This is a genomic window from Rhodanobacter humi (assembly GCF_041107455.1).
GTDB lineage: Bacteria > Pseudomonadota > Gammaproteobacteria > Xanthomonadales > Rhodanobacteraceae > Rhodanobacter_A.
In genome coordinates, this window is sequence record NZ_JBGBPY010000001.1 from 3,100,406 (window position 1) to 3,113,746 (window position 13,341).

Below are 13,341 nucleotides of genomic sequence, written 5' to 3' on the forward strand. Positions count from 1 at the left end.
CGGGGTACCGGTTACGCGTGGCATCTAGTGAATACAAATTCGTTGCAACCCAACCCGCGTGTGAGAGTCTGGCGTCGCAACTCGAACCCATCGGCGGTCAATTTGCGCACAACCTCTTCGGGTTTTGCGACCTCGAACGGGTACCCACCCAGCCAATCCCGCCAGTCGTGAAAGATCGACATGCCCCGCTTTCTTGCGTACTCACGTGCGTGGGTGCCTGGCAGGTGGAAATGCCGCAGGTCCTGCCACATGGAGTACATGGAAAATAGAGGGTAGAACGTCGCCCCAACCAGCCAGCGTCCGGGAGCACTACTGCAGTAAAGGCGCTTTATGGCGTGCCAAATCTGTGAGCGCCAACCCTGATCGTTGTACAGCGCAATGAGCAAGGTACCGTGTTGCGCTACGCGTGACTGAGCCAGTTCAATGGCGGGCCACATGGCTCCCGTATGATGCAGGACGCCCCAGCTGTAAACCAGGTCGAATTGCCCCAGTCCAGCCATGAATGTGGGATCCAGCGCCGAGCCCTGCATGATTTGCCAATTCGTTGCACGGGGGGCGAAGCACCTGCGCAATTCTTCCGTACATGCCACAGAATCGGCGTCATAGTCGAAGGCAACGACATCGGCTCCGAGCTGGTGCATCACCAGACTCGAAAGGCCGCTGCCGGAACCGATGTCCAGTGCACGAATACCGCGCAAGTCATCTCTCCCAAGAGACTCGCACAATCTGCGTCGTGCCTCGTCGATCCGATGCTCGTCGAGCGTCGTGAGAAAGGATTTCCAGTTGCGGCCGAACGCGAACCGCAGGTCCGGGTCTTCGCGACGGGCAAGTTGTGTGGGCGAATTCATGTTGTGATCTTACCAGTGCGAAAACGCGACGCTCGAGCCGCGTCGATGACGCGTGGGTCATTCATTGGACTTGGTAGTCGCGTCGATTTGCTGTCGGAGTTCATGGATATTGCTGTCCAGCCGTCCTCCGATATTGAGCTGCTGCAGCACCTGAATTTGTCGCTTGGCGGCATCCAGGTGCCCCGAGGCGAGCAGCATGCGCACCAGCGTGATGTGATAAGCCGGCTCACCCGGCAGATCCTTCACGGCGCCTTCGATCATGCGAAGGCCCAAGGCGTGGTCACTCAGCACGTTCCATGCGTAGTCGCCGTAGGTGGCTTGCAGTCGCGCGCTGGGCCCGGGGTGGTCCAGGGCAGCCTCGAAGGCTTGCATCATGCGATCAGTGGGCAGAGGACAGGCGCCATCCCTGGCACACTGCGCCAGCGCGGCCAGCGAGCTTTCGTCTTGCACGCCGGCCTTTCGCGCTTTGAGCTTGGCGATCATGCTGTCCCACCATTGCGGCTTGAGCGGCAGCCCCATGCGCGAGTTCATGAAGATCAACGCTTGCTGCGGCAGGATCGAGGATTCAGGGAAGCTGGCAGCTTTCTCCAGCGGAACGTAGGCCAATCGCGTGTAAGGCGAGGCAGGATCGTAGTGTGAATACATGATGTAGGTGCGGCCCAGTTCGTACTGCGCACGCGGCGAATCGGGCGCACGCACGGCCAGATCCTGAGCCAGCCGCAGCGGGTCGCCCCAGGCGTAGGCAGTAGCCGCGGTTAGTCCGATCCACCACAGCAGCAAGCAGGCCAGCAGGGTGCGCCGAGGCAGCAGCCAGCGAGGCCGGCGAATAGAGGGTTGCACGGCTTCAGACGGGACGGCCGCCAACCATGGCACTACGGCCAGCAGTACGCCGAAGCTGGCGAAATAGTTGCGGTGCTCATAAACCAGCTCCAGCGGGATGATGGTGCCGGTCATCACATGGCAGCCCAGGTACAGGGCAACCCCGAGTGCCACCAATGGCTTTTGGCGACGCAGGCAGAACACCAGAACGACCAGTGCGGCGATTCCCAGTACGCTGATCAGTGTCGTCCATGGCGACAGCAAGCCGGTCGAGATGCGGAACTGATCGTGGTAGAAGGACAGTGCCTGTGGTGTTGGCAGCAGCGTCCACCCGATGTAATCGCAGACTATGCGCACCTCGCTCAGCAGGCGGGTGCCAAGGGTGAAGTCGCGCGTGGCCCAATTGGCCGAATTCAGCACGTTGGGCAGCAGCCAGATCAATCCCGCCAGCAGCGGCATCGCCAGTACCACCACAAACAAGCCCGCAATCCGCCAGTCCCATTCCCCGTAGGAGCGCACCTTGTGCGCGACCACTGCCTCATCCGACGCGTTGTCGCGCACAGGGTGCGCTCCTGCGGATAGCGGTGCGTGCTTGAAGCGGAACAGGATCCATTCGACCAGGAATGCATACAGCGGCAGCATCGCCGCCGTTTCCTTGGCCAGTAGGCCGATGGTGGTGGCCATGGTGAGGCTGATGACACAGAGCCATAAACCGCCCCACATGCCTTCTGTGTAGGAGCGTACCCTGTGCGCGAATGAGCGTTGTGAGCTGTCTTGGGGCGGCGCGCTTTCCAAAAGCATTCGTGCACTGGGTGCGCTCCTACACCGCAACATGCGCTGACGCCCGGCGACATACCCGACCAGCCCCAGTAAAACGAACAGGTTGGCCATGCTCTCCTCGCGCTGTACTACATACAGCACGGCGGTGAGATTGATCGGCAACAGCATCCAACCCGCCGCGGTCAGGGCCGCGACGGTACCTGTCCGTTGTTTGTCTCCCTCATTTGCGCGAGGAACTTGTCCCGCACTTGATCCAGGAGGAGGGTTGGGGCGGGTTACGGCCAGCAGCAACATCCTTGCGAGCAAAAACACCAGTACGCCGTTCAGCAAGTGCACGACAAGGTTGAACAGCTTCCAGCTCCAAGGGTTCAGCCCACTTGCCAGGTAGTTCGCGGCGAAGCTCAGCGAGGCGAGCGGGCGCTTGAAATCGCTGGCCGGCGAGGAAAGAGCGGCGCGCACCAGCGCAGGCACGCTGACTTCATGTGGTTGCACACCAGGGTTGTCCACAATGTTCGGATAGTCATCGAACAGCCAGCTGCCGTAGAGGCCGGGCCAGTAGGCCGCCGTGGCAATTAGCATTGCGATCGGCAGCAACCAGCGCATCGCGGGCGTCTTTGGGGAGTGGATCATGTCGTCACGATGGGAGGATGGGTGTCCCATTTTGACGCATAGCTGCGAGTTTCGACGCTTCACAGCCGCCAATTCAGGGTTAAACAGGCCATCGACGCGGGAGGCCCTGTGCGGCGCACTTGTCCCGTACTGACTTGGCGGGTGAGCGTATAAATCGGCAAGGCGGTCCCGGTCAATCGTGCCGGGCCGCAGTGGATCTGCCTCGTTCGGCAAGCTGCTCCAATACCGTGATCTGTCTGTCGAGGCGCCCTGCGTAGTTCAATTGCCGCAACGCGGCTATCTGTTCCCGCGCCTCTCCGATCTGCCCATTGCGGGCATACAGCACGGCCAGGTCGATGCGATAGGCAGGTTCGCTCGGGTCTCCAGCGGCTGCGAGCGTCAAGTATTTTTCCGCAAGCATGTCGTCGTGCAGGATGTCGCGCAGGAAATCTGCATAGATACCGTAGAGTCGCGAGACGGGCTGCGGCCGCGAGAGCGCCGCCTGGTAAGCTCGCTGCAATTGCGCCACGTCGAATTTGCAGGCACCCGCGACATAACAGTTGGTCAGCGTCATCAGCGCGGAGATGTCCTCCTGCTTCGTCGGTTGGCTGCGCAGTTTGCGCACCATCGAATTCCATGGCGCGCCATCCTCGCCTTGCTGACCGTGATCGACGAGCATGATCATCGCCTGATCGGGCAGGGCGGACGAGCCAGGAATCGCGGCAGCCTGCCGAAAATACTTCGATGACTCATCCAGTGTCTTGCCGGGCTGATAGTTTGACGCGATCAGTAGCAGCCGGCCGGCTTCGTACAAGGCGCGCGCCGACTCAGGATGATTGTTGGCCTCGGCGACGGCCAGCCGCAGCGGGTTGGACCACTCCCTTGCGCGCAGGTTGGTGGTCGCCGCGAACCATAGCAGCGCGACCGCAACCAAGGACCCGCGCAGTATCGGCAGCGAGATTTTCCAGCGCGGGCCAAGCAGCAACGCCCCCGCTGCCAGCAATACTCCGATCGACGCGAAATACATGCGTTGCTCGTAGACCAGTTCCAGTGGAATGATGGTCGCAGTCAGCAATTGCGCGGCGAAAAACCAGCCGATGCCAAGCGAAACCAGCGGGTGTCGATTGCGCAGCCAGACCGCGAGCGCGATCAGTGCAGCCAGAAAAACGATCGAGCCCAAGGTGGTCCACGGTGCAAGCAGTCCAGTAGATACCACGATCTCGTCGTGATACAGGCTCAGTACGATCGGATTGGGCAGCAGCGTCCAGTGCAGGTAATCCACCAGCACGCGTGGCTCGGTGAGCAGTCGCTGCACGAGGGTGAAATCGCGGCCGGTCCATGCGCCGGGGCGCAAGACAGAGCGCAACAGCCACGAGAAACCCAGCATGGCTGGAGCGAACAGGGTGGTGACGAATGTCCACCAGATACGAGGATCCTGTTTCGGCTTTCTCTCTCGTTTCAGGGGAGCGAAACCCGAAGGTGCGGATGAGGGCTCGGTGTCAGGAAGAGTTTGCATGGAACTCGCACTCCCACCTTCACTCTCTTTCCAGTTGGACGATGTGATGTGCGTGAATCGCAGCAAGATCCATTCAGCCAGAAACGCGAACACTGGCAGCAGTACTGCGGTCTCTTTCGACGTCAGTCCCAATATCATGCCAAACACGATGCCGCCGACGGCCAATGCGAACCCTCGCCGATCGCGGCGCGAGCTGCGGGCAGTCAGCATCATCCAACGACCGTGCAGATACGCCCACAAGCCAGCCAGTATGAATATCTGGCACAGGCTTTCCATGCGTTGCACCACGTACAGCACCGCCATCAGGTTGATCGGCAGTAGCATCCACGCCACGCTCACGACCAATGCCAGGCGCGTGGTCGCAGCGTTGTCGAATTTGTTGGGTGTGCGTAGCACAAGCAATCGCAACAACGCGCGCAGCATGCAGAACAGCAGCACGCCGTTGACCAAGTGGATGATGACGTTGGTCAACTTGAACGCCCACGGGGCACCGCTGCCGAAATACCAGTTCAGGGAGAACGTAAGCGATGCCAGTGGCCGGCGCAGAAAGCTCGAAGGTGAAGACAGCAGTGAGCCTACCCATGCTCCCAGTGTCGAATGTCCCGGTGTGATGTGGATCTCCGGGTTGTCCACGATGTTCGGGTAATCGTCGAATACCCAGCCGCCGGCGAGGCCTGGCCAGTAAACGGCCGCCGTAGCGATAACCGTCATTGCAAGCAGCAACCAGGGAAGTCGTTGGCGCGTGGTGTCACTCAGGTGCATGCGAGCATTCCAGGTGTAAAGGCCGGCCAGTGGTAGCGATTCGGTTTGCTCAGTCGAAGAGCCGGTTTGACATCGCAGGTATCTTGCTGGCGTTGATCAAGCACGCGACGGTTCACCCGGTTCACCCGGTTCGCCTGGTTTCCGCGTTGCGCCGCCTGTCGCAGGTGTTGCATCCACCGGCCATGGATTGATGGCCAGTGCGCCGATGGGTTGCCCATCCTTCGCGTGCACCATCATTACCAAATCACCGTTGCGTGCCTGGATCGGTAGCCACAGGACTTGTGCCTCGCCCACGGCGTGTCGTTTGAGCCAAGCGTCAATTTCGTCATGCTTGCCTGGGTACAGCTGGAGCAGCGTATGCACTGGTTGCGCTCGCTGCAACAATGCCGGAATGGCCTCGGTGTAGGGAACGTAATACTTCGGAAAATCCTGTACGTCCTTGCCGGTCGAAAGCGTGCTGAACAGTAGCGCGTTGTGCTCCTTTGGGTCAGTGGGCAGCCTGGTGCCCACCAGCACCGGACCCGTCCACGATAGATGTCGCCACTCCGGCCGACTGGCCTGTGCCAGATCCCTCCGTGCGAGCTGGTTGGCATCGACGAGGACAAAGCGGTCGACAGCGGCTACCAAGAATACTGGTCGCGTGCGCACGATTACATCGAAGCCATACACCAGCGCGGCTGTCTGCACGATCCCGATCACCGCTAGGTCGAATTTCAGGCCCTGCTTACCGCTCTTGAACACGATGAAGGTGATCAACGGCCCCAGCGTTACATCCACGCCCATCACGAGTGCCAACAATTCGCCGGCACCGCCGGCATGGAAATACGGCGGCGGATACCACACCAATAGCAGCAGCGCCGCCACGATCGCAGCGATCGTGGCGCTGATGCATAGGTGGATGAGTGCAGCGTTCCAGCGTGACATGCCACGATTCTATATGTGCCGACGCGGGTTATTGAAGCCTGCGCGCTTGGGGCACTGCTTGGCAGATCGCTTGGCCGCGCATCGGAATGCCGCCGTGATGGTGGCTACGCATTGCTTGGCACCATTCTTTGCAAAAGAAACCCCGCTCGAGGCGAGGTTTCGGCAAGGAAGGGCGGGTTCGAAACTGAAAGAATCAGCGGCATTCGGCAGGTGCGTACTTCGCCGGCAGAGTGCCAGTGGTTGCTGTCAGATTGTGGGATGTCGCAGTGGTATCCGTGGTTGAAGCACAAGCCCAGTCAATGGTCCCGGCTGCGCCGGCAGTCAATGCTGCCCCGCCGATATTGGGGGTCAGGATCAGCGTTTTGATTTGTGCGGCGGTTGGCAGGCCGGCGTCCTTGCTGGTGGTGACGGTGATCAATCCGGTGAGCTTGTCGACCTTGATGTTGGAAACGTACTTGGACGCACTGGTGCCGGTGCCGGGGAACTGCGCGTTGGCGGCGGCGAGGCCGTTCACGTCGTTCGTCTGAAAGCCCTCGGCCACGGCAATCTTGGCCGGTTCGACGGCTACGATGCCTTCGCTGATCTTGGCGCGGACGGCATAGTCCTGGTATGCAGGAATCGCGATGGCGGCGAGGATCGCGATGATCGCCACGACGATCATCAACTCGATCAGGGTGAAGCCTTTTTGCATGATCTTCATGGAATGTTCCTTTTGCTTCGTTAGCTAACCTTTGATGCCCCCAGGGTCCATGCCGCACCAAGCGGGATCGACCCTTCATCATGGCCAATAACGACCACGAAGCTGATGAAGTCGAAGCACTTTGTATGCCACGAAACGCCTTGCAAAAAGGGCGCGACAGGGTCACTACGCGCAGTGTGTTGACCATCACGAAAGCGTTTCACCCCTGTCTGGAAAGGCAGGGGTCATCACTACGCAGCAATCTATCCAAGTGGGCAGATGTGGGCACTCGAAGTCTGCGCCTGACGCACCCCAGGCGGATTGCGTGCTCGCACGCTTCGGGGTGTTGTCGAGGGTGACGGCTGCTCATGGCCTTGCTCCATAGCTCTGCAAAAAGAAGCCCCGCGCGAGGCGGGGCTTCGGTAAGGCAGGGTGGGTTCGAAATCGAAGCCAGGATCAACGGCACTCGGCGGGTGCGTACTTCGACGGCAGGGTGCCAGCAGCGCCCACCGACAGCTTGTGGGCCGTCGCGGTGGTATTGGTGTCCGAAGCGCAAGCCCAGTCGATCGTGCCGGTTGCACCAGCCGCCAGAGCCACCCCGCCAATATTGGGGGTCAAGGTCAGCGTCTTGTTTTGTGCCGCGGTCGGCAGGCCGCTGTCCTTGCTGGTCTCGACGGTGATCAAACCAGTGGCTGAGTCGACCTTAACGAACGAGACGTACTTGGATGCACTCGTGCCCGTGCCGGGGAATTGCGCAGCGGCAGCGGCAACGCCGGTCATGTCATTCGACTGGAAGCCCTCGGCCACGGCAATCTTGGCAGGTTCGGCGGCGACGACGCCTTCGGTGACCTTGGCGCGGACGGCGTAATCCTGGTACGCAGGAATGGCGATGGCCGCCAAGATCGCGATGATCGCGACCACGATCATCAGTTCGATCAGGGTGAAGCCTTTCTGCATGCTCTTCATGGTGGTTCCTCTGTTGGCTAGCTAGCGTAGTTGCCCCCTGGGTTCCGGCCCCGATACCCCCTAGGCGGGATCGAACCCCAACACGACTTGGTCAGGAACGACCAGGAAGCTGGCGGAATCGAAGCATCTAACATGCCACGACCACCGCGGACATATTGCCTCATGTTGCGGCGCTTGTGTGTTGTGCATGCGGTCACGAAAGCCCGCCACCGGTAGTGGGGAGGCCTCGTTCCGTGCGCTGGCTGACACTTGGGTTGCTGCGTGAGGACTGGTGATTTTGGGCAGCATGTGACGCAATTTGTCAGCTTGCGGCCGATTGGGCTGGCATGAGTCATCCGGCACGGGCGAGGGACGATCACGGCTGGTGTGCCTCTCAAGCTGCCTTGTAGGGGTTTTGGCGGGCTGGCTTGCGTCGTATTCCCGGTGTGCTTACCTTGCCCCTTTACCAATCACCCTGGGGAACGATCATGAAAAAGGCCCTGACGGCCGCGCTGTTGCTGGCGCTGGCGGCGTCGCCTGCGCTCGCGGTGGACACCGACACGGTGGCACCTATCGATACCGCGATCACCGTGGACCACGCGCCGCATCCGTTCAACGTGCGCGACCTGGTGATGATGCAGCGGGTCTCCGATCCGCAGCTGTCGCCGGACGGGCGCTACGCGGCGTTCGGCGTGCGCAGCACGGATTACGCGGCGAACAAGGGCGTCAACGCGATCGAGGTGCTGGATCTGTCGCGCGGCGGCAAGCCGATGACGGTGGTGGCGAAGGGCGCTTCCTCGCCGCGCTGGGCGCCGGATGGCAAAAGCCTGTACTACGTGGCGCCGTCCGATGGCGTGGCGCAGTTGTGGCGGATGGATTTCGCGGTGGGCAAAGGCGGGCTGGATCTCGCTGGTCACACGGCGCCGGTGCAGGTGAGCCACGGCGCGCTGGACGTGCAGGCTTGGAAGCTGTCACCGGACGGCAAAAGCGTGCTGCTTTCCTATGCGGTGTTCACCGATTGCGGCACGCTGGCCTGCACCAAGCAGATGCAGGACCAGCGCGCGGCGGACAAGGCCACCGGCACGCTGTACAAGAAGCTGTTCGTGCGGCACTGGGATACCTGGTCCGACGGCACGCGCAACCAGCTCTACCTCGGCCGCTTCGATGTACACGGCCAGCTACCGGCCGAGCCGACGCTGCTCACGCGCGGCATCGACGGCGACGTGCCGAGCAAGCCGTTCGGCGACGACAGCGAATTCGCCTACTCGCCCGACGGCAAGACGGTGTACTTCGACGTGCGCATCGCCGGTCGCAGCGAGCCGTGGTCGACGAACTTCGACATCTACAAGATGCCCGCCGACGGTTCCGCGGTGCCGGTGAACCTCACCGCCGAGAACAAGGCCTGGGATGCGTATCCGGTGCCTTCGCCAGACGGCAAGACGCTGTACTACCTTGCGATGAAGGTGCCGGGTTTCGAGGCCGACCGCTTCGGCATCATGGCGCTGGACCTCGCCACCGGTGCGAAGCGCGAGATCGATCCGCACTGGGATCGCTCGCCGGGCGGCATGGACATTTCCGCCGACGGCAAGACGCTCTACGTCACCGCCGACGACGAGGGCGAGCATCCGTTGTTTGCGGTGGATACCGCCAGCGGCAAGGTGCGCGAGTTGGTGGGCGCGGGCTCGGTGGACGGCTACTCGCTGGCCGGGTCGCGGCTGCTGCTGGCGCGCAATGATCTCAAGCGTCCCAGCGATCTCTATACCGCGAATGTCGACGGCAAGGATCTCAGACAGGTCACCCATTACAACGCCGCGCTGCTCAAGAACGCGCACGAGGGCGACTTCGAGTTCTTCACCTTCAAGGGCTGGAACAACGAGCCCGTGCAAGGCTATGTGGTGAAGCCGGCGGGCTATGAGCCCGGCAAGAAGTATCCGGTCGCCTTCATCATCCACGGCGGCCCGCAAGGCGCGATGACCAACAGCTGGAGCTACCGCTGGAACCCGCAGACCTACGCGGGGCAGGGCTTCGCGGTGGTGACGATCAACTTCCACGGTTCCACCGGCTACGGCCAGAAGTTCACCGACTCCATCTCGGGCGACTGGGGCGGCAAGCCGCTGGAGGACCTCAAGCTCGGCTGGCAGGCCGCGCTGTCGAAGTATTCCTTCCTCGACGGCAACCGCGCCTGCGCGCTGGGCGCTAGCTACGGCGGCTTCATGACCTACTGGATCGCCGGCGTGTGGAACCAGCCGTGGAAGTGCCTGATCGACCACGACGGCGTGTTCGATGCGCGCATGATGTACTACGCCACCGAGGAGCTGTGGTTCGAGGAACACGAGAACGGCGGCACCCAGTACGACGTGCCGGCCAACTATGAGAAGTTCGACCCGCTAGCCCATGTCAAGGACTGGCGCGTGCCGATGCTGGTGATCCACTCCGCGAAAGACTTCCGCATCCCGCTCAGCCAAGGCCTGGGCGCGTTCACCGCGCTGCAGCGCCGCGGCATCCCCAGCGAGTTCCTCACCTTCCCGGACGAGAACCACTGGGTGCTCAAGCCGCACAACAGTGTGCTGTGGCACGACACGGTGAATGCGTGGCTGAAGCAGTGGACGGCGGCGCCTGAAACGCAGAAATAGGAGCGGCCGTAGGAGCGGGTGTAGGAGCGGCTTCAGCCGCGACCAAGCACCATGCAAACTCACCCCATCAACGAAACGGCAGCCTGCGGGCTGCCGTTTCGTTGATGGCATCGCGGCTGAAGCCGCTCCTACGCTGGTGCGGTCAATGCCCTACACATTGCATCGCCGTCACCCCATACGATCTGATCGCGGCATCCATGGCACCGCGACGTGCGTGCCAGTCACCATGTCGTATGACCCGAATCCACAACCCCGCCCAGCATCGCCTGCGCATCGGCCGTTGCTCGTTGCCGGGCCAGGTCTATCTGCTTACCACGGTCACCCATCAGCGCCGGCCGGTATTCACCGATACCGAACTCGCACGCCTTGCGGCGCGGTGCATAGGGGAGTCAGAACTCTGGGCTCCAAGCCGTTGCCTGTGCTGGGTGCTTATGCCAGACCACTGGCATGGAATCGTCGAGTTAGGCGACGGCAGCGGAGCTGCCGCGCGTCATGCAGCGGTTCAAGGGCGTGTTTTCGCGGCGGGTGCGCCAACATGCTCGCCTCACCGGGCCATTGTGGATGCACGGGTATCACGACCATGCGCTTCGCCGTGAGGAAGATTTGCGGGTGGCAGCGGATTACGTCATCGCCAATCCCGTCCGCGCGGGGCTGGTGGCCTGCCCAGGCGATTGGCCGTATTGGAATGCGTGGTTTGTCGGTGCGTAGGTGCAGCGTAGGAGCGGCCGTCGTAGTAGCGGCTTCAGCCGCGATTCCAAACGCCGGTCGCGGCTGAAGCCGCTCCTACAACCACTTCGCCCGTTTCAGCGCGAGGTAGATGCCGCCCACCACGCAGGCCACCACGCCGATGATGACGGGGTAGCTCCAGGATTCGGCGAGCTCGGGCATGTGGGTGAAGTTCATGCCGTACCAGCTGGTGATGAGGGTGGGCGCGGCGAGCATTGCGGCCCAGCCGGCGAGTTTCTTCATCACCTCGTTCTGGCCGAAGGTGACCAGCGAGAGGTTCACGCTGATTGCCGCGGTGAGCATCTCGCGCATCGCGCCGATCGAGTCGTTCACCCGCGTCACGTGGTCGTGCACGTCGCGGAAGTAGGCGCGCAGCTCGTCGGGAATCAGTTGCGGATGCAGGCGCACCAGCTGGCTGATCACGTCCTGCAGCGGAGCCACCGCGAGGCGCAGCGTCATCAGGTCGCGCTGCATGTCGTACAGGCGGCGCACGGTGTCGCGGTTGAAGCTGGCGGCGAAGATGTCCTGCTCCAGCTCCTGCAGCTCCTCGCGGAAGTCGCGCACGATCGGCAGCAGGTTGTCGACGATGAAGTCCAGCACGCTGTACAGGCCGTAGCTTGGTCCCAGCGCCAGCAGGTCGGGCGAGTGTTCGCAGCTGCGTCGTGCCGGCGCGTAGGAGAGCGAGGCGCCGTGGCGCACGGTGAGCAGATAGCGCGGACCCAGGAAGATGTGCGTCTCGCCGAACGCGATGTGGCCGCCAATGAGCTGGGCGGTCTGCACCACGATGAACAGCGAGTCGCCGTAGGCCTCGATCTTGGTGCGCTGGTGCGCGCTCTGCGCGTCCTCGATCGCGAGGTCGTGCAGGTCGAACTCCTCCTGCAGCTTCAGCAGCAGCGCTTCGTCCGGCTCGTGCAAGCCCACCCAGACGAAGGTGTCCGGCTCCTTGAGCACTTCGCTGATCGCATCGATGCCCACGTCGCCGATGCGCCGGCCGTCGTTGTGGTAGGCGACGCAGTTGACCACCATGCGGGTGTCGGTCGGGGCGGGTACGGCGGGCGTCGACGCGGTCATGCCTGCATGATGCCGTGCAGGCCGATGCCGGGCAATGAACGAATCCCCACATCCGGGTAGGAGCGGGTAGAGGCGGGTAGGAGCGGCCTCAGCCGCGATGCCTTGAACGGGCCTACTCAAGAGCATCGCGGCTGAAGCCGCTCCTACGGGGAAGGCGGAGGAGTGAGTTGCCGCAGGCTCCACGCCAGCACATGCTGGATCACCGCACAGTTCGCGAACGGGGCAGTCTGGTGGAAGGCACTGCCCTGTACCATCACCGGGTTCGTATTCGGAATCACGCAGGGGCGCAGGGGCGATGAAGGGACACGATTACCGGCTGGGTTACCGCGCCGATCTGGAAGGCCTGCGTGCCGTGGCCATCCTGCTGGTCGTGGCGGTGCACGCCGGGGTGCCGTGGTTGCGCGGCGGTTTCGTCGGCGTGGACGTGTTCTTCGTGTTGTCCGGCTTCCTGATCACCGGCCTGCTGGTGCAGGAGGTGTCGGACACCGGGCGGCTGCGTTTCGCGGAGTTCTACGTGCGTCGCCTGCGTCGCCTGCTGCCGGCCCTGCTGACAATGCTGCTGGTCGTCGGCGCGCTGGCCTCGCTGCTGCTGGCGCCGACAGAGCAACGTGAGCAGTCGTCCGCGGCGGCGATGGCCGCGTTGTGGCTGAGCAACATCCATTTCGCCTTCGCGCCGCAGAACTACTTCGCGCCCGGTACCGAGACGAATCTGTTCCTGCATACCTGGTCGCTGGGCGTGGAGGAGCAGTTCTACCTGGTCTGGCCGGCGCTGCTGGTGTGGCTGCTCGGTCGCGATGGCGAGCGCGGCGTGGCGCGGCTGAAGATCGGCATGTTCGTGGTGGTGGTCGCCAGTTTCGCGACGTGTGCGTGGCTGAGCTACCAGGTGCCGCAGCTGGCGTTCTACATGATGCCCCTGCGCGCCTGGCAGTTCGCAGCCGGTGCGCTGGTCTGGCTGTATTTCAAGGTGCCCGGCGACTGGCGGCGCGTCGTGGTGGAGTCGCCGCCCCGGGGCGCTGCATGCCATCGGCT

General features: G+C 62.5%; 9 protein-coding genes and 1 pseudogene. 3 read left to right on the forward strand and 7 right to left on the reverse strand.

What is annotated here, in order from left to right:
• Window positions 1-11: 11 nt before the first annotated feature.
• From AB7878_RS13780 to AB7878_RS13805, 6 genes are all read right to left on the reverse strand, one after another.
• Window positions 12-848 carry a class I SAM-dependent methyltransferase gene (locus AB7878_RS13780; RefSeq protein WP_369494901.1) on the reverse strand — a complete coding sequence of 279 codons (837 nt, stop codon included), beginning with the start codon at window positions 846-848 and terminating at the stop codon, window positions 12-14.
• A 57-nt stretch (window positions 849-905) separates the two neighbouring features.
• Window positions 906-3,077, reverse strand: a complete 2,172-nt coding sequence (locus AB7878_RS13785) for a hypothetical protein (protein ID WP_369494902.1) — start codon at window positions 3,075-3,077, stop codon at window positions 906-908.
• Between the two features lie 172 nt (window positions 3,078-3,249).
• Window positions 3,250-5,334: a tetratricopeptide repeat protein gene (locus AB7878_RS13790; protein ID WP_369494903.1), complete on the reverse strand. Its 2,085-nt coding sequence runs from the start codon at window positions 5,332-5,334 to the stop codon at window positions 3,250-3,252.
• 96 nt (window positions 5,335-5,430) lie between these two features.
• On the reverse strand, window positions 5,431-6,258 hold the full coding sequence (gene tfpZ, locus AB7878_RS13795; RefSeq protein WP_369494904.1) for a TfpX/TfpZ family type IV pilin accessory protein: 828 nt from the start codon (window positions 6,256-6,258) through the stop codon (window positions 5,431-5,433).
• 193 nt (window positions 6,259-6,451) lie between these two features.
• Window positions 6,452-6,958, reverse strand: a complete 507-nt coding sequence (locus AB7878_RS13800; RefSeq protein ID WP_369494905.1) for a pilin — start codon at window positions 6,956-6,958, stop codon at window positions 6,452-6,454.
• Between the two features lie 435 nt (window positions 6,959-7,393).
• Window positions 7,394-7,903 (reverse strand): pilin, encoded by a 510-nt coding sequence (locus tag AB7878_RS13805; RefSeq protein ID WP_369494906.1) that lies wholly within the window; start codon window positions 7,901-7,903, stop codon window positions 7,394-7,396.
• A gap of 467 nt (window positions 7,904-8,370) precedes the next feature.
• Between AB7878_RS13805 and AB7878_RS13810 the strand changes: the two genes are divergently transcribed.
• Both AB7878_RS13810 and AB7878_RS13815 read left to right on the forward strand, forming a co-directional pair.
• Window positions 8,371-10,515, forward strand: a complete 2,145-nt coding sequence (locus tag AB7878_RS13810; RefSeq protein ID WP_369494907.1) for a dipeptidyl-peptidase 5 — start codon at window positions 8,371-8,373, stop codon at window positions 10,513-10,515.
• Between the two features lie 492 nt (window positions 10,516-11,007).
• On the forward strand, window positions 11,008-11,223 hold the full coding sequence (locus AB7878_RS13815) for a transposase (protein WP_369494908.1): 216 nt from the start codon (window positions 11,008-11,010) through the stop codon (window positions 11,221-11,223).
• 75 nt (window positions 11,224-11,298) lie between these two features.
• Here the strand turns inward: AB7878_RS13815 and AB7878_RS13820 are convergent, their stop codons facing one another.
• Window positions 11,299-12,312: a magnesium and cobalt transport protein CorA gene (locus AB7878_RS13820; RefSeq protein ID WP_369494909.1), complete on the reverse strand. Its 1,014-nt coding sequence runs from the start codon at window positions 12,310-12,312 to the stop codon at window positions 11,299-11,301.
• A 295-nt stretch (window positions 12,313-12,607) separates the two neighbouring features.
• Here AB7878_RS13820 and AB7878_RS13825 point away from each other — a divergent pair.
• A pseudogene (locus AB7878_RS13825) lies at window positions 12,608-13,225 on the forward strand (acyltransferase family protein); the annotation flags it as partial.
• Between the last annotated feature and the right edge of the window lie 116 nt (window positions 13,226-13,341).